At 39.5% G+C, this 23,137-nt stretch carries 19 protein-coding genes and 2 tRNA genes; 10 read left to right on the plus strand and 11 right to left on the minus strand.

Annotated elements, in window-relative coordinates:
• Positions 1-72 precede the first annotated feature (72 nt).
• Both FCN25_RS20190 and FCN25_RS20195 read left to right on the plus strand, forming a co-directional pair.
• A tRNA-Val gene (locus tag FCN25_RS20190) sits at positions 73-149 on the plus strand.
• Between the two features lie 48 nt (positions 150-197).
• A tRNA-Val gene (locus FCN25_RS20195) sits at positions 198-274 on the plus strand.
• Between the two features lie 391 nt (positions 275-665).
• Here the strand turns inward: FCN25_RS20195 and nhaA are convergent.
• Entirely contained in the window at positions 666-2,027 is a 1,362-nt protein-coding gene (nhaA, locus tag FCN25_RS20200) for a Na+/H+ antiporter NhaA (protein WP_137227137.1), read from the minus strand.
• A 358-nt stretch (positions 2,028-2,385) separates the two neighbouring features.
• Here nhaA and FCN25_RS20205 point away from each other — a divergent pair, with 358 nt between their 5' ends.
• Positions 2,386-2,598 carry a hypothetical protein gene (locus FCN25_RS20205; RefSeq protein ID WP_137227138.1) on the plus strand — a complete coding sequence of 71 codons (213 nt, stop codon included), beginning with the start codon at positions 2,386-2,388 and terminating at the stop codon, positions 2,596-2,598.
• 132 nt (positions 2,599-2,730) lie between these two features.
• Here the strand turns inward: FCN25_RS20205 and FCN25_RS20210 are convergent, their stop codons facing one another.
• From FCN25_RS20210 to FCN25_RS20220, 3 genes are all read right to left on the minus strand, one after another.
• Complete coding sequence (locus tag FCN25_RS20210; protein WP_137227139.1) at positions 2,731-3,198, minus strand: hypothetical protein; 468 nt, start codon at positions 3,196-3,198, stop codon at positions 2,731-2,733.
• A gap of 666 nt (positions 3,199-3,864) precedes the next feature.
• Positions 3,865-5,073, minus strand: a complete 1,209-nt coding sequence (locus FCN25_RS20215) for an IS256 family transposase (protein WP_137227024.1) — start codon at positions 5,071-5,073, stop codon at positions 3,865-3,867.
• A 237-nt stretch (positions 5,074-5,310) separates the two neighbouring features.
• Positions 5,311-5,598: a coiled coil domain-containing protein gene (locus FCN25_RS20220; protein ID WP_137227140.1), complete on the minus strand. Its 288-nt coding sequence runs from the start codon at positions 5,596-5,598 to the stop codon at positions 5,311-5,313.
• Between the two features lie 517 nt (positions 5,599-6,115).
• Between FCN25_RS20220 and FCN25_RS20225 the strand changes: the two genes are divergently transcribed.
• Positions 6,116-6,862 carry a phosphatase gene (locus FCN25_RS20225; RefSeq protein WP_137227141.1) on the plus strand — a complete coding sequence of 249 codons (747 nt, stop codon included), beginning with the start codon at positions 6,116-6,118 and terminating at the stop codon, positions 6,860-6,862.
• 125 nt (positions 6,863-6,987) lie between these two features.
• Here the strand turns inward: FCN25_RS20225 and FCN25_RS20230 are convergent, their stop codons facing one another.
• A complete protein-coding gene (locus FCN25_RS20230) occupies positions 6,988-8,727 on the minus strand; it encodes a DUF885 domain-containing protein (RefSeq protein WP_137227142.1) in 1,740 nt (579 codons plus the stop codon).
• A gap of 330 nt (positions 8,728-9,057) precedes the next feature.
• On the opposite strand from FCN25_RS20230, the gene FCN25_RS20235 reads away from it, so the two are divergent.
• Entirely contained in the window at positions 9,058-9,270 is a 213-nt protein-coding gene (locus tag FCN25_RS20235; RefSeq protein ID WP_137227143.1) for a molybdopterin-binding protein, read from the plus strand.
• A gap of 309 nt (positions 9,271-9,579) precedes the next feature.
• Here FCN25_RS20235 and FCN25_RS20240 read toward each other — a convergent pair whose 3' ends face one another.
• Positions 9,580-11,376: an acyl-CoA dehydrogenase C-terminal domain-containing protein gene (locus FCN25_RS20240; protein WP_137227144.1), complete on the minus strand. Its 1,797-nt coding sequence runs from the start codon at positions 11,374-11,376 to the stop codon at positions 9,580-9,582.
• 713 nt (positions 11,377-12,089) lie between these two features.
• Between FCN25_RS20240 and FCN25_RS20245 the strand changes: the two genes are divergently transcribed.
• From FCN25_RS20245 to FCN25_RS20260, 4 genes are all read left to right on the plus strand, one after another.
• Positions 12,090-12,782: a crotonase/enoyl-CoA hydratase family protein gene (locus FCN25_RS20245; protein ID WP_137227145.1), complete on the plus strand. Its 693-nt coding sequence runs from the start codon at positions 12,090-12,092 to the stop codon at positions 12,780-12,782.
• A 10-nt stretch (positions 12,783-12,792) separates the two neighbouring features.
• Positions 12,793-13,647, plus strand: a complete 855-nt coding sequence (locus FCN25_RS20250; protein ID WP_137227146.1) for a crotonase/enoyl-CoA hydratase family protein — start codon at positions 12,793-12,795, stop codon at positions 13,645-13,647.
• A gap of 102 nt (positions 13,648-13,749) precedes the next feature.
• On the plus strand, positions 13,750-14,535 hold the full coding sequence (locus FCN25_RS20255; RefSeq protein WP_137227147.1) for an alpha/beta fold hydrolase: 786 nt from the start codon (positions 13,750-13,752) through the stop codon (positions 14,533-14,535).
• A 58-nt stretch (positions 14,536-14,593) separates the two neighbouring features.
• Positions 14,594-15,697: a sorbosone dehydrogenase family protein gene (locus FCN25_RS20260; RefSeq protein ID WP_137227148.1), complete on the plus strand. Its 1,104-nt coding sequence runs from the start codon at positions 14,594-14,596 to the stop codon at positions 15,695-15,697.
• Positions 15,698-15,702: 5 nt separating this feature from the next.
• Here FCN25_RS20260 and FCN25_RS20265 read toward each other — a convergent pair whose 3' ends face one another.
• On the minus strand, positions 15,703-16,461 hold the full coding sequence (locus FCN25_RS20265; RefSeq protein ID WP_254693694.1) for an SGNH/GDSL hydrolase family protein: 759 nt from the start codon (positions 16,459-16,461) through the stop codon (positions 15,703-15,705).
• Positions 16,462-16,865: 404 nt separating this feature from the next.
• Between FCN25_RS20265 and FCN25_RS20270 the strand changes: the two genes are divergently transcribed.
• Positions 16,866-18,485 (plus strand): NAD(P)/FAD-dependent oxidoreductase, encoded by a 1,620-nt coding sequence (locus FCN25_RS20270; RefSeq protein WP_137227150.1) that lies wholly within the window; start codon positions 16,866-16,868, stop codon positions 18,483-18,485.
• Between the two features lie 82 nt (positions 18,486-18,567).
• Here FCN25_RS20270 and FCN25_RS20275 read toward each other — a convergent pair whose 3' ends face one another.
• The 4 genes from FCN25_RS20275 to FCN25_RS20290 form a co-directional block, all read right to left on the minus strand.
• Positions 18,568-19,476 (minus strand): haloalkane dehalogenase, encoded by a 909-nt coding sequence (locus FCN25_RS20275; RefSeq protein ID WP_137227151.1) that lies wholly within the window; start codon positions 19,474-19,476, stop codon positions 18,568-18,570.
• Between the two features lie 142 nt (positions 19,477-19,618).
• Complete coding sequence (locus FCN25_RS20280) at positions 19,619-20,791, minus strand: VWA domain-containing protein (protein ID WP_137227152.1); 1,173 nt, start codon at positions 20,789-20,791, stop codon at positions 19,619-19,621.
• Positions 20,792-20,797: 6 nt separating this feature from the next.
• Complete coding sequence (locus FCN25_RS20285) at positions 20,798-21,631, minus strand: MoxR family ATPase (protein ID WP_137227153.1); 834 nt, start codon at positions 21,629-21,631, stop codon at positions 20,798-20,800.
• Positions 21,632-22,073: 442 nt separating this feature from the next.
• Positions 22,074-23,072 carry an NADP-dependent oxidoreductase gene (locus FCN25_RS20290; protein WP_137227154.1) on the minus strand — a complete coding sequence of 333 codons (999 nt, stop codon included), beginning with the start codon at positions 23,070-23,072 and terminating at the stop codon, positions 22,074-22,076.
• Positions 23,073-23,137: the final 65 nt, after the last annotated feature.

Genomic DNA, 23,137 nt, shown 5'->3' on the forward strand with positions numbered 1-23,137 from the left:
AAAGAAGTCCACTCGGGTGTACCACTCTTTTCAAAGAGTCTAAACATTGGAATTGTAATAAAAGTAAACAATACACCCGTAGCTCAGCTGGTTAGAGCACTACCTTGACATGGTAGGGGTCGGTGGTTCGAGTCCACTCGGGTGTACCACTCTTTTCAAAGAGTCTAAATATTGAGATTGTATTAAAAGTACACAATACAACCGTAGCTCAGTTGGTTAGAGCACTACCTTGACATGGTAGGGGTCGGTGGTTCGAATCCACTCGGTTGTACCATTCTAAATTACGTAATTCACTTTCCTGCTAACAATAAACTCTTTGAATCACTTTAAATTATTCATATATCCTAAATTAATTAAAATTTACGAAAAAGTCATATTTTTCAATATCAATAAAGACACTATAATCATTTCTAAATTTGAATGGTTTCATGTAATTAATGATACATACAGTGATGACGTGTAGATAATTTGTTGATTTTAGTCTCAACTTACATGGAAAAAACACGTTGTAATGCTGATGCCAAATTTGAGCCTAGCGATCTAGAAGTCCTTGAAACAAAGACAATTGGAGACTTATACTGTTTTCGCCAAACATACTCGCCAGTAATGAATTGGGATGAGTTTTGCATTACGACTATTGGTACCAGTGACACCTCGAATTTAACTTAATCTTGAGAAACTAAAAATAATATAGCAGCCCCTATTATACCCGCAATTAATGAACCGAAAAGAATCCCCAGTTTAGCTTGCTCGATTAAAGCGGGTTGCCCTTCAAACGCTAATACTGATATAAACAATGACATAGTAAAGCCTACACCCGCTAAAAAGCCGATACCAATGATATGAGGAAATACCACACCTTTAGGTAACCTTACCGCACCCAGTTTTAACCCTAACCAAGCAAAAAGGCTAATACCAATCCCCTTTCCTAAAACCAATGCGAATATGATTGCTAGTGTGACCACAGTATCTTTAAAATCAGGAATTATAGTGGGTAACATTACGCCTGCATTCAAAAAAGCAAACAAAGGTAAAATAATAAGGCTGACGGGTTTATCTAGCGTATAACCCCAACGTAATATCGGCGCTGTAGTTTGCTTGGCAATATCTTCAGCCTTTACGGCGAGTGCGTGTTGTTGTTCATTCTCAAGGATAGGAGTACCTAAACTGTCTACGTCCTGAAAGTCTTGAATGACATTTTGCATTTTACGACGAAACCAAACTTTGTTGGTATAAGGACGCGTCGGTACCATCATTGCAGCTAAAAGACCTGCCGTAGTTGCATGTACGCCTGATTGAAGAATAAACCACCAAAGAAAAAAACCACCCATTAAATAAAAAATAGGTTTTCTTATGCCCAGAATGTTGATAAAAAATAACACTAATAGCGTGAGAGCAGCCCAAAATAGTGGCAGAACTTCGATTTGTTCCGTATAAAATAATCCGATAACAGCAACGGCTCCCATGTCATCTACAATGGCTAAACCAGTAAGAATAATGTAAGCAGCACGAGGTGCTTTAGCCCCTAAAAGTGTTAAAATACCTATCGCAAATGCCGTATCAGTTGCCATAGGAATACCCCAACCTTGATACGCATTCGACGACTCACTAATCCAAATAATGCTTGAATATATCAGTGCCGGGAGCACCATGCCCCCCAGGGCCATAACAATAACTAATGCAGCATCTTTTATATCACTAAGCGCTCCGACCAAGCATTCATATTTAATTTCTAACCCTAAAATGAAAAAGAACAACACCATCAACCCGTCATTGACCCAATAATGTAATGAATGACTTATTGTCCAATCGCCAAGAGAAAGAGTTAATTTAAGTGTACTTAGTGCTTCATAACTGTTTTGCCATCCCAAGTTAACCATAAGAATTGCAGCTATTGCCGAAACAAGTAATACGATTCCAGCTACGATCTGGCTATTGATGAATGACTCCACAGGTAATGAAAACTTAAGAAAACCACGCTCTAACGGAGCATGATCACGATTTTCTTCCTTTATTTCGTAACCCATAACTTATCTCCGCAACATTACTGTCTGCATTTTTAACCGATAAATTTGTCCAAATGCCTTTAAAGTCAGTACATTAAATATCTCATCTGTACGATACCACCTTTCCTAACAAAACAGCTTTATATCCTGTTAATAGCGCTGAAGTTTAATGCTAACGTAACATCACATTATCCAAACGATCAGAGCTAAACGATGTTCACTATAGATAAAGTGCCAAGAACTGTTTAAACGACTGACTTTTTCATCGGGTCTGATTGGATATATTTACTATCACTTTGATTGCAACATACACGGTTATATTGTTAGTGTGAGTCAACCGCTATAACATATATATCGAACAATTTACGGAGCGAAACTAATGGGATCTAACAATACTGATCAACATACACGCAGTATCGCCACTTTTGCAGCCTTAAAAACCGCTATAGCAAATGGTGAAGAGCAATTAGTAAAGGAGTTATTGGCAAATGAACCGATGCTAGAGCTTGAGAAAAGCTACCTCCTTGACCTAGCTCATCTAAACAATAATCTTACTATCATAAAATTACTTGAAGATATTCCTGAAAAATAGCTAAACAGAGAAATAAAGTGTGTTGATGTCCTCTCTATTTAGATAGCCATTTTCCCTTAAGATAATCGCGCATATAGCGGCGAAGAAAGACTTATCTAAACCATACGTAAATATCATTTGTTCACAAATTTACTATTCACTTTCCTCTTCTCTTTTTTCTATAGTAGCGCTTAATTTTTGATATATACCGAGTGCGACAATTAAGATAGCTGATACTATAATAAGTAACGCTGGATAGAGTAAAAGACTAAGATCTTTCGTTCCGGCTTTAAATATAAAAACCAGTCCTTCAATGCTGACTGCTATGGTAATAATGACTATAATTTTGGTAATTGTTCGTCTTGCCTCTTTGGGATCTCGCAGCTCTTTGTCCTTAAAAACTTCTTCTTCCATCATATACTGTGCAACATCAATAATGGCTGCAGCTATGATTATAGCCGCCACAGATTGAAGCATTAATGGGATAAATCCAGAGGTATACTGTATGCCAGAAATGACTTCATAAATAGACCACAGCATAATTATCAAAGATAAGATGATAAGAATTACAGCTGCGAACAGATGAACTCCAGCAAAAATTTTATTAAACAGTTTTTTCATATTTTTGACCTATAAGAATTCATCAACCAACGTGGTTCATTTAGCTATTAATATGTACACACTATGAGGTTATAGTCTTCATCCAATGTAGTGCTCATTAAATTTAACAACTCTTAATTGTCACAGTCTTATCCCCCCGAAGGTTGATTGAGATAAGGTCGCTATAAATTGGCAACTGATGACAAAAACATCATATAAAGCTGATGCGATAGCTAAGTTTGTTGTGAATGACCAGAAGACATGAATGGAACTCAATGAAGTAATGGGATATCACTACCGCCAAAATGATGCAGTAGCGAACATGAAGTTAATATTCGTTATCTAGTTAACAAGTCGATTGTCATCAAGCCGTATTGGTTTTATTTTAATATCAACATAGCTGAACATGATCAATGTAAAAGCTGACGACTAAACGAAACCTGCAGACGTCACTCAGCTGTGCTTACCGACGCAATGAACAATTGAAGGGTAACACACTCGTGAGTATTAATGACCATTGCAAGGTGCCCAGTTCAATCGCACCGAAAAGATACTTACACTGGTTTCTTTAAGCGTAGTAGAAATGCTCATAGTGCTATAGAGTCAATGTATAAGGTGACGTGTTTAGGTAATCCAATCGCGAAACCGCAATTAGACCCTGTAACAGATTCTGTGTAACTACCTAATTTATATATAATCTGAAATTCGTTCTTCAAATTCAATAATAAAGCGATTCAGTGCCGGTTTCCAGTTTCTAATCGGCATTGTCCATTTCTTCGATGCTTGCATAATAGCCAAGTAAACAACCTTCTTCGCTGAGTCATCATTAGGAAACAGTTTACGGTTCTTGATGGCTTTTCTGATAACACTGTTCAATGATTCAATTGCGTTGGTGGTGTAGATTGCTTTTCGGATATCTTCAGGGTAGTTAAATAGTGTATTGAGATTAGCCCAATTTCGCTGCCAAGAGGCTGAGATACTCGGATATTTGTCATCCCATTGCTCGCCAAAACGCGCTAAGTTCAGCAAGGCTTCTTCTTCCGTCACTGAGTGGTAAATCTTCTTTAAGTCAGCAGCAACGACTTTGTAATCCTTATACGGCACAAATTTCATCGAGTTTCGTACCATATGCACTATACAGAGCTGAATTTGTGTTTTCGGATATACGGTATTAATGGCATCAGGAAAGCCTTTTAAGCCATCGATGCAGGCGATGAGGATATCATTGAGTCCTCTGTTTTGAAGTTCAGTCAACACATTGAGCCAAAACTTGGCGCCTTCATTCTCCGCTATCCACATCCCAAGCAGCTCTTTGTGACCTTCAAGGTTGACGCCAAGGGCTAAGAAAATCGCTTTGTTGATGACCTTATTGTTTTCCCTTATTTTAACCACGATACAGTCTAGAAAAACGATGGGGTAAACAGGCTCAAGTGGACGCGACTGCCACTCTATAACCTGGTCTATAACTGAGTTCGTCACTCTAGAAATGAGCGTAGGAGAGATTTCAGCACCATACATCTCATCAAAAGTATCGACAATATCGCGTGTCGTCATACCTTTGGCATACAGATGTAAAATCTTGTCATCCATTGATGTGAAGCGGCTTTGATGCTTCTTAACAATTTCAGGTTCAAAACTGCCATTACGGTCGCGAGGCGTGCCTAACTCAAAGCTACCTTCTTCCGTTTTGACTTTTTTGCTGGAGTAACCATTACGGCTATTGTTAGTGAGGGCTTTCTCATTTTTTTGATAACCTAAATGATGTTCAAGTTCAGCATTTAAAGCTGCTTCAACGGTAACTTTAGTTAACATTGCCCTGAAATCATTTAGGTCTGCTTCAGACTTTATGCCTTTGGCTGCTTGTTTAGCGAAAGCTTCTAATTCTTGTTTATTCATGTGCTACCTTCCATTGACCCTAATAGGGTACTGATTGAAAAGCAGTTACACAAAATTATTTACAGGCTCCGCAATTATCTAACCTGTTGCAATTTTTAAGCTTCATTTAAATCTATTTATCGGTGCTATGCCGACCAATTTTAATACTTCCTTGTATCATTTTGTGTATAAACACAATAATGATTGGTCGCCATAATGCAGGAGAACTTTTAACTCTAATATGTTTATCTAACACATTTATTTGAATCTTGACGTCGCAGACTTAAATGCCGTAGCAAGCGAATCCCATGCGCTATCAATACCGACTTTAATGTCTTCCCAAGCATCGTCACCAGCCTGTTTAAGCTCGGTAAGCCTTTTATTGGCATTGTCCTGCATAGACTGAAGTTCCTCTATTTTTTTGTAGTATTCAAGCTGTTTATCAGCGGTTGCAGCGTCTGCTTTTGCTTTAAGTTTGTCTATATCCGCGCTCCATTCGTCAAGTTGCGCCTGTAATTTTTTTTCGTATGCTTGTTTCTTGCTCATAATGATTGTCCTTTTAAAAAAATAGTTACGTTATAAATTTTATACTGTTTCTACATTATTTGAATCACTGGCCCTAAGCGCATTACGTTATTTACCAGCATAAATTTACGTTACCACGCAAGACGGCATATTGCTCACTTATGCCTCATTATTCCTTGTTCATGTAATATCGTTATGAAGGGATTTTAATGGAACTGCTTGCAAGTTTTCTGCTAACGAATACTGTTACTTCATTTGTAAGCATGCAACCAATTCATCAAGCGAATGCGTTACATCAACCGGAATAAATACGGTGAAACGGCTGTTTGCTTCACAGGCAATAATATATTTATGGTGTGATTTATAGGCATTATCGATATATGCAATTGCCAGCTAAGTGGTTGCTTATCTGACGCTGTAGCATGGACGCCTACTCTTTGGCACTCTTTAGCAAGCAATCCTTGATAGATCATAGAGAAAGCGCAGTTAAAGGAGTAGTATTACTGTCTATTTTTTGATTCAAACAACGAGACTTGTCATGAAATTCCTTGTTGATACTCACGCTCATACCATCGCTTCAACCCATGCATATAGTACGGTGCATGATTACTTTTCTATTGCAAAAGAAAAAGGTATCAAGCTATTTGCCATTACCGATCATGGCCCAGATATGGCAGATGCTCCCCACTTTTGGCATTTTGTGAATATGCGAGTGCTACCTAGAATAGTAGATGGTATTGGCATGCTCCGAGGTATTGAAGCAAATATAAAGAATGAAGAGGGTGACATTGATTTTTTTGGTGATTATTTGCAACAGCTCGATATCGTATTGGCAGGTTTTCATGAGCCGGTGTTCCCGCCATCTACAAAAGAGCTTCACACTCGTGCATTAATCAACTGCATTGAAAGCGGTCATGTCGATATCATTACTCATCCGGGTAATCCAGCTTATCCCATAGACATAAATAGCGTAGCTAAAGCGGCGGCAAAACATAATGTCGCGCTTGAAATCAACAACTCATCTTTTTTGACCTCAAGAAAAGGTAGCTTGTGTAACTGTACAGACATTGCCAATGCCGTTAAAGACGCCGGCGGCTTACTTGTTATGGGGTCAGATTCTCATGTTGCTTTTAGTTTAGGTGAGTTTGAAAAATCGATAGAGGTTATTGAAGCGGTAGATTTCCCCATTGAACGTTTACTTAACCGAAGCCCTGAAGCCTTATTAAGCTTTCTGTCCACTAGAGGTCATAGCTTGTCAGATGAATATTCCATTTTGATGGAATAAATAACCTAATGTGATGCTCTGTAAATTACTGCTTTACCTATAGTGAACATGACCATTACACAAAATAAAAATCCCATTCAAATATAAATTTAAATGGGATTTAGTTTATGTATCAATAACAGCCCCTAGTCTTTAGCCAAAAAGTGTTTGTTGACGGCTTCTGCCATCAATTTTGGTGGGATCAAACCTTGTTTTAACACGAAATTATTAAATGCTAAACGATCAAACTTGTCTCCTAGGGCTATTTCGACTTCAGCCCTAATCTCTAGCAACTTTGTTAAACCATAGAAGTAACTACCAGCTTGACCAGGCATTCTCATGGTGTATCGATCAACTTCTTGTTTCGTTGCGGCTTTCGAAAGCACAACTTCATTACGCAATAAAGTGTAGGCGTTGTCTTTGGACGTTAGTCCTAAATTCAACATTGGATCTAACATCGCGCGCGCATTACGTAATAAGCGATGTTGAAGTGCAATAAGCTGTGCTTCAATAGGTAAATACGGCAACATTTCTGCTTCGGCATAAAGTGCCCAACCCTCAACATTCACACTATTAAATGCATAATAAACACGAGCAAGAGATACACCTTGTTCTAACATTACCGAGAATTGTAATTCATGACCAGGTCGGCCTTCATGGGCACTTAAGGTATAAGCAACCGCGTTAAAATTAAAGTCATCATAAGCCGCGTCTCCACTTAATGCAGGGTTACCCGTTGTAAGAATAAATTGTCCCTGTTCACCCGTATTACCAATAAATGGTGGTGGTACCATATGAGGTGCTGGACTACCAGCTGCTTCAGCTTCAGTGGCAAGTCGCATCAGCATATCGCGTTTAGGTAAATCAACCACATGATTTTCACTAATCATGTGCTCGAGCTTTTTATTTATTTCATGATAATACGGCTCAATTTTTTCGTTTGCCAAAGACACTTTTTTAAGTTCTTTGATGACATCACGATAATCATCTGATGGTAAATCGAATTTTTTCGCCACTAATGGAGCAAGTGCCTTCATATTGGCTTTGGTTATCATGTAACTTGCTTTAGCACGCTCAATTAATAACTCGGGTGCTATGTCTATACCCACTGTTTTGAGTTTTAAGGCGTAAATTTCTGGAGGTAATCTAAAGTCATCTCGAGTGTTCGGGATAACGGTTTTTTCAGCCCATTGACGGTAATCTTCAATTTGTTTTTTTAGCAGCAGCATGTTGTCATCAGCTTTGCTGAATTTATTGTCATCAAATAATTGTTGTAAACCATTTATTAAAGTATCGGTTCTTGCTAACGCTTGGCTAACTTCTTCTTTTGTAGGGCCCATTAAGTTTTTATTGGTTAGGGCTGTTTCAAATAAATTTTTGGCTTGTTCGGTGAGTGCTGGTTGCCCTGCTTTACCTACATAACAAGCAAGGCGTGCCATAGCTGCCTGCTTTCGAGCATTTGGCATTTGTTCATCTAATAATGCCGATACACCACTAAATATAATTAAAGGTACATCAACCCAAGGTAACATGTATTTATTATCTAAATAATCAGTCGCGATGGCTTGATCAATATCATCGATAATAATATTAAGGTCTTGACGTACAGGCATTAATGTTTCTGTTTTAAGAGCCTGTTGTAACCTTTTTTTACTGGATTTCAGCGTAGCGATAAATTTCTTATTTTGTGCTGCGGTAATGTTACTGCACTGAGTATCAACTTCTGTTATCCCAATAGAACTGGCCATTTCTGGTTGAAACTGACTGGCAATTTGTATTTGTTTGTTGGTGTATTGATTACTGACATCAACCCAAGAACTTGCTGATGATGTTAACGGAAGTAAAGCAAGTAGTGGAATCACGGAAGTGAATATTTTAGCTGACATCGACTTAATCCCTTTCTCTTATTACAAAATAATGATGAAGTAATTACTATACCCGAATTCAAGTCCGATGTGACACTGTCTAAAATAATCAACTGAGTAATTGATCTTCTCCCCCTGAAGCTCGATTAGCTCGATTAGTAGATTTTAGGGATTACTACTGTTAAATTTCCAATACGAGAGAAGAAATTTAAAGCTACATCACTAATTTATGTGATCAAGCTTGGTTTTCTGTTTTAGATAAGCTGTTTTTTAAACTAATACCGCTACAATGGATTTTATATTTTATTAATGTTAGGTCTGTGAGTAATAGGCCAAAAAATGGAGAAAGACATGAAAATAAGTGCTAGAAACCAATTGAAAGGGACTGTTAAAACGATCCAAGCTGGCGCCGTTAATTCAGAAATTATGATTGAATTATCAGGTGGTGAACAGATCGCTTCTATTATTACTAACGAAGCCGTTAAATCTCTTAATTTAAAAGTGGGTTCAACTGCATATGCAATCGTAAAAGCATCAAATGTGATGCTTGGAATTGATGGCTAGACAGAGTTGTTAACTGGGTAAGCAACGTTATATTATTTATAATTTCATCTGTTAATGAAATTCTTTAAATATTTTTTGTTTTCTCAGATCTGTTGATTCAAAGAAAGCTCCTTCTTGTTACTGAAACGGAAACGTTAGTAACAAGAAGGAGCTTTTTAATTGCTTTGGTTGGACAAATAAAAAAACCGCAACACATAAGGTTACGGTTTTTTATTCTGAAATTAACCATCGACATAACAACTAGTTGCTTTGCGGACTATCAAACAAAACCAGCATACCAGCCATTCTATCTGAGTTGTAACACTCTAATTAAAAAGCAAAATCATCGCTGCTAAGTGCCATCATAGAATCTACACCATTTTGAATACAAGCTGCGTGGCCTTTAGCTCTTGGTAACATACGTTGCATATAAAATTGTGCTGTTTTGATTTTAGCTTCATAGAACGCCGTTTCTGTTGTGCCGGCTGCAAGTTTATCTTGAGCCACCTTAGCCATTTTGGCCCAGAAAAATGCTAACGTTACGTAACCTGCATACATGAGGTAGTCAACAGATGCACCACCAATTTCATCAGGGTTCTTCATCGCTTTACCACCGATAAGTACGGTCAGTTCATGCCACTCTTTTGCATAAGCCATAATGGGTTTAATAAACTCTGCCATTGCAGGGTTTTCTATATTTTGTTGGCAGAATACAGTAACGTCTTTAGAGAAAGGCTTTAACACTTCGCCTTGAGTACCAATAATTTTGCGAGCCAATAAATCTAATGCTTGAATACCGGTAGTGCCTTCATATAGGCAACTAATTTTAGTATCGCGCATTAACTGTTCCATGCCCCACTCTTTGATAAAGCCATGTCCACCGAAAATTTGTACACCATGACTAGTACATTCAAAACCTAATTCAGTAAGAAAGGCTTTTGCTATCGGCGTTAATAACGCTAATTTTGTTTCCGCATCAGCTTTAACTGCTGCATCTTTTTCAGCATGGCCAATATCAACCAGCTGAGCTAAATATGAAATTAACGCACGTCCACCTTCAGCAATAGACTTTTGGGTTAACAACATTCTACGCACATCTGGATGGACAATAATCGGATCTGCAGGGCCGTTAGGGTTTTTAACCCCGCTGATTGAACGCATTTGTAAACGGTCTTTCGCGTAAGCTAATGCACCTTGAAATGATGCTTCTGCAGCGGCAACACCTTCACTGGCAACACCTATTCGGGCTGCATTCATGAAGGTGAACATGCATTTTAGGCCTCGATTAAGTTCGCCAATCAAATGTCCTTTAGCACCATCAAAATTGATCACACAAGTGGCATTACCATTAATACCCATTTTATGTTCAATTGAACCACAACTTACGCCATTTCTGTCTGAAATTGTGCCATCATCATTAACGTTAAACTTAGGCACGATAAATAATGAAATGCCTTTATTACCTTCTGGTGCACCGGGTACGCGGGCAATAACGATATGAACAATGTTATCTGACAGATCATGCTCACCTGCTGAGATAAAGATTTTAGTGCCGGTTAACGAATAACTGCCATCATCATTAAGCTCTGCCTTCGTGCGCAGCATGCCTAAATCTGTACCACAATGCGGCTCTGTTAAGCACATTGTTCCGGTCCACTTACCTTCTACAAGGTTTGGCATAAACTGTTGTTTTTGAGCGTCTGTACCATGGGCTTCTATTGTAGCCAATGCGCCATGACTTAATCCTGGGTACATTGCAAAACTATGGTTTGCACTAGAAAACATCTCTGCGATGCTGATGTTGAGAGAATGTGGTAAACCTTGACCACCAAATTCTTCAGACTGAGATAGCGTTGGCCATCCGCCTTCAACATATTGGGCATATGCTTCTTTAAATCCGTCTGGAGTAGTGACTACACCGTCTTTCCAAGTACAGCCTTGTTGATCGCCGATTTGGTTTAAGGGAGCAACGACCTCTTCTGTTAATTTTGCGGCCTCACCAATAATTGCATCAACCATATCAAGGCTTGCGTCTTGGTAACCTAAATGTTGATAGTGAGTTTCGCAATCAAGTAGCTCTTGCATAACAAATTTAATATCACGAATAGGGGTTTTGTATTCCGGCATTGTTGCTCTCCAAAAATAATATCTAGAATAAAGGGTTAAGAGTCTTTTTGTTATATTTGTTCAAACGCATAATTACGGTTAACTCTCATGCTAAGGGAACGGCTAGTATTATCCAAATGCATATTAATTATAGATACACATTCATTTTACTTATACAGCAGCCAAATTCACACATCCGTTTGAATCATACACTTGTTTGAATGATCTTTTATAAAGCATAATTGGGCCTATGTCGATGCTTATATATAACATTAGCCACAGCTAAAATAATAAGAATTACGTAATATTGCTTCTTATAGCGAACCTTAATGATACAAAACAATATTTTTACTCCTATTATTCCTTATATGAATAGTTACTTATTAAAACAATTGATTTGTTTGATTTTAAAACACCACCTAGCATGATTTGGCGGTTAATAGTTCACTATAAGTGGTAAAAACTTATTTTTAGATTACAAACAAGAACGCTATGCGTCATACATTTACACAGTAAATCAATATATTAACAAGGCAGTTCAATAAGGATTAGTCCGGTTCAGATAGAGATACGATTGAAACTGCTGGCATACACAGTCCATTCAAGTTTATGGTGGTCGTTATGCTTCATCTGAAGAAGCCACCCTGTATGAATTAGTTATTAAAACTCGAGTAGATAATGGTACAGAACAACGCTAAATTAGCACTGTTTATTAGAATAATAAAAGGCAAACAATGGAACTTATCACCGTAACAATCGAAAACAATGTGCACGTTATTACCTTGAATAATGGCAAAGTTAACGCAATATCGCCGGAAGTCATCGGCCAAATTAACAGTGCATTAGACCACGCAGAACAACAAAATGCGGTGGTGATAATAACGGGCCAGCCAGGCATTTTATCTGGTGGCTACGATCTTAAAACAATGAAACAAAGCGCTGAAGCCGCAATTGCATTAGTCACAGCAGGCTCAACGTTAGCCCGCAGAATGCTCGCATTCCCGACCCCAATTATAGGTGCCTGTTCAGGCCATGCCATCGCCAAAGGTGCATTTTTGCTACTCAGCTGTGATTATCGTATTGGCAGCACGGGGCCATTTAAGATCGGTCTTAACGAAGTCGCAATAGGCATGACAATGCATCAGGCTGGCATTGAAATTGCGCGAAATCGTATTCCACAAAATTATCTGTCCCGCGCTGTCATCAATGCAGAGTTATTTGCGCCAGAACAAGCTGTATTGGCTGGATTTCTTGATCAAGTGGTTGAGCCCGATCAACTTATGGATACTGCCCATGCTGTTGCTAAACACATGCAAACCTTAAATATGCCGGCGCATTTAGGAACAAAATTAAAAGAACGTCAGGCCATTCTGGCCTCTTTGGATGCAGCAATAGAACAAGATAAGCTTATTACATTGAATTTATAAGGATATAAATATGATATCGCAAAAGACCTACCAAACGCTCACAGTCGACATTAACGATAAAGTCGCTCACATCATTCTTAATAGACCCGATGCGTTAAATTCAATGAACGTTGACTTTTGGCATGAGTTTCCAAGCGTTATACAGGAAATCAATAATCAATCCGCTGCTCGCGCCATTGTCATCTCCTCTACGGGTAAGCATTTTAGTGCCGGTATGGACTTAGCTGTATTCAGTGCAAATAATGGTGACGACAATATTGAATTAGGCCGGAAACACGACCAATTACGCCGTTTAGTCCTCAAGTTACAAGATTGCTTCAATGTGCTTGAAACTGCACGTATGCCTGTACTCATGGCTATTCAAGGTGGCTGTATTGGTGGCGCGGTTGATATGGTCACCGCGGCTGATTGTCGCTATTGCACCAGAGATGCTTTTTTCAGTATTGAAGAAACCAAACTCGGCATGACTGCTGACGTGGGTACCTTACAGCGTTTACCTAAATTGATTTCAATTGGATTAGCCAAAGAATTGGCCTACACAGGTCGAAGAATGCCTGCAACAGAAGCCAAAGATGCCGGATTAGTTAATCACGTGTATGAAGACCAAGCATCAATGCTCACCGCTGTATTAGATATTGCTGCAGAGATTGCTGCCCGCTCGCCTTTAGCCGTTACCGGTTGTAAAGAGATGATCAACTATGCCCGAGATCATAGTGTCGAAGATAGCTTGAAATACATGTCGGTATGGCAAAGTGGCATGTTTCAACCTCAAAACGACATGATGGAAATCTTCAAAGCTAAAGCGCAAAACCGTGCACCAGAATTTGAAGAGTTAACCCAAATCGATCCTTTAAAAATATTCTAAGCATTGGGCATTACAGCGCTATTTGTTGATAAATAATTCACTCAACGAGCTTGTTGAGTGAATTAATTTAACAGAAAGTAGTGCTTAGCCTTTAGAGATACTATGACTAAACCATTGATCAACCTCGTGCATGCCAATGGCTTTCCCGCCGGTAGCTATAAAACGTTTCTACAAGAATTTGATAATGACTTTCGTACTGTTGCCCATAATCAGTTTGGCCATAACGTTCTTTACCCAATACACAGCAACTGGCAACACTTAGTCACAGAACTTGTTGAATTTATTAAGAAACAGGATGAAAAAGTGATTTGCGTAGGTCATTCATTTGGTGGCGTTATTTCGTTTATTGCAACCTGCCAACATCCCGAGCTTTTTCGGGGCTTAGTGATGTTAGATCCGCCAGTTGTCACCGGGGCATTTTCACATCTGTTGAGCTTTATTAAACGTACACCTTACATTGATAAGCTTTCGCCAGCGGGTAAAGCCAAAACACGTCAGGATCACTGGCCAGAAAACACTAACTTGGTTGATTATTTTTCACAGAAAACCTTGTTTAAAAACTTCGATTCTCGCTGCTTACAAGACTATGCATCATCGAGCGTAGTTCAGCGAAATAAGCGTTTAGAACTGAGCTTCTCGCCTGTTGTAGAAGCTGACATATTTAGGCATTTACCGACGAATTTGACCAAATATAAAAACAAGTTAACGGTACCTGCTAAACTGATATACGGTGAAAATACTAAGATATTCCCCATTAAGCACTTTATTCGGTTTGCCAAACTAAACGACATTGAGTTAATGACGCTTCCAAAAGGTGGACATATGTTTCCACTAGAGCAACCAGAAAACACCGCCAATATGGTTAAACAGATCATTAAGGACTGGTAATAATTACCTTAGTACTCGTCAATAATATCTAAAATTAATCTACATAAGAGGCACCAATATGATTAAACCAATCAGTTTGTTAGCTACCTTAAGCCTGACTTTAGGTGTCTCATATTCAACACATGCATTGCCACTGGATAAAATTCAATTACCTGCAGGATTTACCATTGATGTATATGCCGAGAATGTAGAAAATGCGCGCCAGATGGCCCTTGGTGAAAACGGAACTGTTTTTGTAGGCAGTCGCAAAGCCGGCAATGTTTATGCGCTTATAGACAGTGATAATGACTTTAAAGCCGATAAAAAAATTGTTATTGCGACAGATTTGTTTATGCCATCCGGACTTGCTTACCATAACGGTAGCCTATATGTCGCTGAAGTAGATAAAATCTGGCGTTACCCAGCTATTGAGACATCATTACCCACTGTTCCTAAACCCGAATTGGTTTATGACAAGCTTCCCAATAAGTCACATCACGGTTGGAAATTTATCTCATTTGGCCCAGATGGAAACTTATATATTCCTGTTGGAGCGCCTTGTAATGTGTGTGAAAGCCAACTGCCCTTTGCCAGTATTTTGCAATTAAACCTTGAGACTAAGCAAACCACTATTGTGGCCCAAGGTGTACGCAACAGTGTCGGGTTTGATTTCCATCCGAAAACAGGTGAGTTATGGTTTACTGATAATGGCCGCGACTTGATGGGCGATGATTTACCCGATGATGAACTTAATCGTGTTAGCAAAACAGGTCAACACTTTGGTTTTCCTTATATTCATAACACAGATATTGCCGACCCAGATTTTACTAACCCAAAAATCGCCAAACTTAACACACCTCCCGTATTAACTTTGGGTGCACATGTTGCTGCATTAGGCATGGAGTTTTACCAAGGTAATCAATTCCCTGCTGCTTTCAAACAATCAATCCTAATTGCCCAACACGGCTCGTGGAATCGCACTAACAAAGTGGGTTATAGTATTATGCAAGTGGCACTTGAGGGGAATAAAGTGATTGACTATAAGCCGTTTGCTACAGGGTGGCTTGAAGGAGAAGACAGTTGGGGCCGCCCTGTCGATGTTGTGACACTGGCAGATGGTTCTATCCTTATTTCTGATGACTTTGCCAATGCGATTTATCGGATCAGTTACAAAAAACAGTAAGTGTTCTATGCAGATTCTTTATCCTGGATCTGCTCAACAACCAAATTAGCCCACGCTGAATAGATTGGTGCACCTGGATGAAACCCATCGGTAGCCATCACTTGGCGCATAAACTCCAGCATAGTGATGTCGGGTTGTGGGTTTTCCAGTGGTAATTTAATTAATCTGAAATCTGTGGGTAAATCGACTTGTTGATTCAACTTAATGAGCAGTTGTTGTAATTGACGATTAAATTGATTTGCGCGCTGGCCTAAACTCCAACGAAGTGGATGGGGTAATGCAGGAAATAAACCCAGAGGTGGTAAAGCCGTGACTAAAATCAATTTTGGTTGATATTGTTTTGCTATGAGTTCAAATAACTCTTTTTGCTGCTGTAACCACTTTTCGCAGCTCACTGATGAGGTAATATCATTCACACCGAGTGATGTCACAATAACATCGTAATGCTTTTGCCCGAGGATCGGGTGTTCGGTATTAATGTGTTCATGTAAGGCGTGTAACGTGGTCGATGTCGTAGAACCAGTTTTGGCAAATAAAGCATAACTGAGCTCAAGTTGCGGGCTTAATTGCTCAACAACCTGCCCTAACAGCGCGTGTTGTTGGTTTGACACTCCAACGCCTACTGCGGCTGAATCGCCTAAAATCAACAAACTCAAGGTAGGATTAGGTCCAGTTTGCCCTATTCTTTCCCCTTCAGGTTCAGGCAGTTTTGGCGTGGTACGGCGAACCTTAAGCCCTTGTAATAGTAATACTGGGGCCAGCATGATTGTTATTCCCTGATGTAACATTGTTAATCCCTTCAACTCAGTCCACGACAAATATCAAAACACATTATCTAAACAGATTACTAAAAAACACCTTAGCAACTAAGCTGTTAATTTTACAAATGAAATAACATAACTTGTTTCCCCTGATAATGCGATAGCATTTATCACTGTAAAAGTTACGGATCAAAGAGAATTCGCCATCAGCTAAGTTGCCATTTAGCACTAAATCAATACTGTAGACGAAATACCACGAAGACCAACATACTCAACCACGAACGTGATTTTATCTTTATCGTTAATAGAACCTGACTGTATGGCATATGACATCAATAGGTAATTTCATTTTAAGGTTAAATCACGTAAACTACGCGCTGTTTTTTAAGTCTCTTTTTAGGTAAATCATGATCCGTTTAAACCAAGTAAAATTGCCTCTCGACCATAATGAAGATGCGCTGCAAGAACTCGTTTTGCAAAGGCTCTCTATCTCAGCGGATCAGCTGGTTGATATACATGTGTTTAAGCGTGGCTACGATGCCCGTAAAAAGAATTTAATTTGGTTAATTTATACATTAGATGTGACATTAACCAATGTTGATGAAGCAGCATTATTGACATCGCTTGCTGACGATCAAAATATCCGCGTTTCCCCAGATACTGATTATAAGTATGTTGCTACGGCACCAGAAGGGTTAACTGAACGTCCATTGGTCATTGGCATGGGACCATGTGGCTTATTTGTTGGACTTATTTTGGCACAAATGGGCTTTAATCCGATTATTTTAGAGCGTGGTAAATCGGTACATGAACGGGCTAAAGATACCTTCCGTTTTTGGCGTACCAGTGAGTTAGACACTGAATCAAATGTACAATTTGGCGAAGGTGGCGCTGGCACATTTTCTGATGGAAAATTATACAGCCAAGTAAAAGATCCAGGATTTAAAGGCTTGAAAGTCAAACAAGAATTTGTGGCCGCTGGCGCACCAGCAGAAATTATTTATGTCAGTAAGCCTCACATAGGTACCTTTAAATTGGTCACTATGGTAGAAAAAATGCGCCGCGAAATCATCCGTTTAGGCGGTGAAATTCGCTTTGAAACTCGTGTTGACGAAATCAATATTAACGATCGCCGAGTCACTGGTGTGACGCTTAGAAATGGCGAAGTGCTGCATTCTAAACATGTTATTGCTGCAATTGGTCACAGTGCCCGTGATACTTTCCAAATGTTGCATGATAAAGGTGTGTATATGCAGGCACAATCGTTTTCGATTGGCTTTCGTATTGAACACAAACAAGAGATGATCGATAAAGATCGTTTTGGCATTAACGCTGGTCACCCAATGTTAGGTGCTGCAGATTATAAGTTAGTCCATCATTGTAAAAGTGGTCGAAGTGTTTACAGCTTTTGTATGTGCCCTGGTGGTGTGGTGGTGGCAGCTACATCAGAAGAACATGCAGTAGTGACCAATGGTATGAGCCAATACTCACGAAGTGAGCGAAATGCCAACAGTGCCATTGTGGTTGGGATTGATCCAAGTGATTTTGACAACGATCCACTGCAAGGTATCGCGCTGCAACGTAAATTGGAGCGCAATGCCTATGTTATGGGTGGCAGCAATTACGATGCACCAGCACAAATGGTCGGCGACTTTTTAGCCGCTGGTAATGGCAAACCGTTTGAAAACGTTGAGCCATCTTACAAGCCTAATGTGAAAATGACCGATTTAAGCGATGCGTTACCGGAGTTTGCCATTGATGCAATCCGTGAGGCCATACCTGCTTTTGGTAAGAAAATTCGTGGTTTTGATAGTAAAGATGCCATGTTAACCGGCGTTGAAACCCGTACATCATCACCAGTACAAATTAAACGTGGTCCGGATTACCAAAGTATTAACACCAAAGGTTTATACCCTGCAGGTGAAGGCGCTGGTTATGCTGGTGGAATTTTATCGGCTGGTATCGACGGCATCAGTATTGCCGAAGCCGTTGCTTTAGACATGATTAAAGAAATGACCAACAACTAGTTTTTTGTCGTTTTGAAACCTGTTCAACTTATCAGTTAAACAAAAAGAGCAACCATATTGGTTGCTCTTTTTTGTATAAAATTTAGCGGTTATCTGCAATAAATTGTACTACAACATCAGCTAACAATTCACCTTTATCCTCTTGCAAAAAATGTCCGGCAGCAACGATAGTGGTGTGCTTTTGCCCTTTTGTACCAGGAATGAGCTTTTGCATCAACGCATCACCACCGGCAGTAATCGGGTCTGAATCGCTAAAAGCCGTTAAAAATGGTTTTTGCCACTGGCTCAATACTTTCCATGCAGCGCGGTTTTTATCTGCAGCAGGATCGTCCGGCGTTATTGGCACTAATAACGGAAATTGACGCGCCCCTTCTTTGTAACTCTCATCCGGAAACGGCGCATCGTAAGCGGCAATAACTTCCGCAGTTAATGTCGATACACAAGCACTATTAATTAAGTTACCGGTTGGGAATATTTCAACCTCTTGTGAAAACTGACGCCACTTTTGAAACGCTTCACCGGGTTCATGGTCACCTGTAGGCAACATGGTATTAGCACAAACTATTCGTGCAAATCGCTGACTTTCTTCAGCAGCTAAACGTAACCCAATTAATCCGCCCCAATCTTGGCAAACCAAGGTAATGTCGGTGAGATTAAGTTGCAGCATTAATGACTTTATCCAATCAACATGACGTTGATAGGTATAATCGTTACGTTTTGTCGGTTTATCTGAACGGCCAAAACCAATAAGATCAGGAGCGATAACACGATGACCAGCTTTAACAAGAATTGGGATCATTTTGCGATACAAAATGCTCCACGTTGGCTCACCATGCAATACCAATATTGGTGCGGCATCCTTAGGGCCTTCATCAAGATAATGAACTCTCAGTTCACCACTTTCAGTGTCATCAACAGTTAAGTAATTCGCAGCAAAATTGAAATCAGGTAAATTGGCGAAACAACTGTCGTCGGTGCGTAAAAATTCCATATTACTTCCCTTCCTTATTATGTTTTCTATCAATATTATCTGTGCAATCTAACTTCAAGTTATATAAACCGCATGGCTTGCCTGCACTGAATCCTGTGAGTATTTACGTCACGGGATCAGTTCTTAATGAAACGAGCTGTTATTAACTTAAATCTTTAATCGCGCGGCCTATGCCGTCAACGGTTAACGGATACATTTTATTGTTAACTAACTGCTGAACAATGGAAATAGAATGATGTATTGGCCATCGACTTTCTGGTTGTGGATTAAGCCAGGCAACTTTATTGAAATGACCTAATAATTGATTCATGTATTCAATGCCGGGCTTTTCATTCCAATGCTCAACACTACCGCCTTTGGCGATAATCTCGTAAGGCCCCATGGTCGCATCACCGACAAAAATGACTTTGTAATCTGCGCCAAATGTTCTGATGACTTCTTCTAAATCAATCATGTTATCAAAGCGGCGGTTATTGTCTTGCCAGAGTTTGTCATACACGCAGTTATGGAAGTAAAAAAATTTTAAATGCTTAAACTCGCTGTGTGCGGCAGAAAAAAGCTCTTCACATGTATGAATATAATCATCCATAGAGCCACCGATATCGAAAAACATCAACACTTTAACGGCGTTGTGACGTTCGGGTTCCATGTGCACATCTAGCATGCCGCCATTTTGTGCAGTGGAACGGATCGTTTTATTGATATCAAGTTTTTCACTGGCCCCTGTGCGGGCAAATTTTCTAAGTTTTTTAAGCGCTAATTTAATGTTTCTAGTTCCGAGTTCACGGTCTTGGTCGAAGTTTTTAAACTCGCGCTTATCCCACACTTTCACGGCACTGTTGTTACGGTTTTTATCTTGGCCGACTCTAATCCCTTCAGGGTTATAGCCATAAGCTCCAAAGGGCGAAGTGCCACCAGTGCCAACCCACTTGTTACCGCCAGCATGGCGTTTTTTCTGTTCTTCTAGACGTTCTTTTAACGCCTTCATTAATTCTTCAAGCCCGCCTAAAGATTTAAGCTTGTCTTTTTCTTCTTGAGAAAGGTGCTTCTCAAACTCCTTTCGTAGCCAATCTTCAGGCAGAATTTTATCGAAAATATCAATACTTTCGATGCCTTTAAAATACTCAGCAAAAGCGTTGTCGTATTTGTCATAGTGGATTTCATCTTTAACCATGACAATTTTGGCAAGGTTATAAAACTCTTCGACATCAGCAAACACAACCCCAGCTTTTAATAACGCAATCAAGTCGAGTAGCTCACGTAAGCTACAAGGCACTTTGTGCTTTTTTAGGGTTAGAAAAAAATCAATAAACACGATGCACTACCTGTTTCTGCGGCTCATGAAAGCCAGCTTTTCAATTAATGAAACGTCTTGTTCATTCTTAAGCAATGCACCAAACAAAGGAATGATGTCTGATTGTTTATTCAGCAAAGTGTCTTGAGAAATATCATCCGATATTAACAGTTTAAGCCAGTCGATTAATTCTGACGTTGAAGGCTTTTTCTTAATCCCATTGACATCACGTAAATCAAAAAATACCTCTAATGCTTGCTGTAACAAGTCCTGCTTAACATTAGGATGATGCACGTCGATAATTTTTGCCATTTCATCTTTAGTAGGAAACTTAATGTAATGGAAAAAACAGCGTCTTAAAAACGCATCTGGCAGCTCTTTTTCGTTGTTAGAGGTAATGATGATAATAGGACGTTGCTTAGCTTTGATAACCTGCTGAGTTTCATACACATAAAACTCCATTTTATCGAGCTCTTGCAATAAGTCGTTAGGAAACTCGATGTCGGCTTTATCGATTTCATCAATCAATAAAATCGATCTCTGATCTTCTTCAAACGCCTGCCACAATTTACCTTTAACGATGTAATTACCAATGTCATGCACACGAGCATCACCTAACTGGCTATCGCGTAGGCGTGATACTGCATCATATTCGTAAAGGCCTTGTTGAGCCTTGGTAGTCGACTTAATGTGCCATTGATACAGTTTACAATTCAAAGAGCGGGCTAACTCTTCTGCTAACTGAGTTTTACCGGTACCGGGTTCGCCTTTAATTAATAATGGTTTTTCTAAGGCTATGGCGGCATTTACCGCTAAAGTAAGCTCGTTTGAGGCGATGTAGTTATCTGTACTTTTAAACATGGTCAACCTTTTCATTTATGTTGCTTTATCGCTATTGATAAACATCGGCAGCCAAATATTTGTTGGCGTTGCAATGTATCCATTAACGCAAAATGACACATCACATTTAATCAACAAAAGCTCCAATTTAAGTCTTTTTTAATATTATTTTTATTTATATTGCTTACTGTTTAATACTTTAGTAGTTAGCTATGTAGCTATGAATTCACATAACTCGTTAACCAATGGCTCGATAACGATCAGTTAACGGATGAATATTCATGCCTTACTTACTAAAAGTAAACTAAAAAAGATTCATACTAACGAAACTTTCATCTCATTTATCATTTAAACAAACTAAACGACCGTTATATACACAGATTAGATCTAATCTAACAGCGTGATATATTCCCTCCGCTGTTAGTGATTCATTTTTTAGACCAGCACTTTTCAATTAGCGGCGTTATAATTTGACGATTAATTTGCCTTTATTTTTACCAGTAAAAAACAAATTTAAGCCAGTCATTGCAGACTCAAGTCCATTTAATACGTGGGCGCGATGCTTAATTTGCCCTTTCATCACATAAGGGGTTAACTTTTCGAGCAACGCAGGCACATCGCCGAAATGATCTGGCATAGTGAAACCTTGGATAATTAAGCGCTTTTTAATCACTTGGATCCAATTAGGGCCTAAATCAGGTACCGCTTTCGGGTAATCCGCAATCATACCGCACACTACAATACGTCCATGGGCGTTCATTCTGGCAAACACATGATGTTGAATTGGACCGCCTGTATTTTCAAAATACACATCAACGCCATCTGGGGTTAACTCGGCAAGCTTTGCAGCTATATCATCGGTTTTGTAATTTACCGCGCCGTCAAAACCAAGCTCATTTACAATCCAATCTGTTTTTTCGTCGCTGCCGACTACGCCTATCACTCTCAGTCCATCTGCTTTAGCGAGTTGTCCCACAATAGAGCCCACTGAACCTGCCGCGCCAGAAACCACTATGGTTTCCCCTTTTTGTGGTTTGCCTACGTTGAAAAGTCCTTGTGTTGCAGTTAAGCCTGGTAACGCAAACACTGACAAAATGGCTTCATCTGGTAATGGCGCGGTAACTTTATTTAACCCGACACCGTTACTTAAAAAGTACTCTTGCCAACCCATCATGCCCATTACGCGGTCGCCCACTTTAAAATCAGGGTGATTGCTTTCAACAATCTCACCAATTCCAGAGCTGCGCATCACCTCACCTAACTCAACCGGAGGAATATAGCTTTCTGTGTCTGGGCTCATCCACCCAAACATGGCAGGATCCAGTGACATATGATTCTGTTTTACCAAAAACTGCCCTTGTGCCACTGTTGGCATTTCTTTTTGGACCACTTCAAATAATTGCGGACCTACAGGGCCGGCGTCTGGGCGTGCGATTAAGTTAATGGCTTTATATGTGGTCATGTTCAAATCCTTTTTTAAATGAGTTATCGTCAAAATATTAATGACTAGTGCTTAATTGATACCAA

The organism is Shewanella sp. MEBiC00475, assembly GCF_005234075.1.
GTDB classification, from domain to species: domain Bacteria; phylum Pseudomonadota; class Gammaproteobacteria; order Enterobacterales; family Shewanellaceae; genus Shewanella; species Shewanella polaris.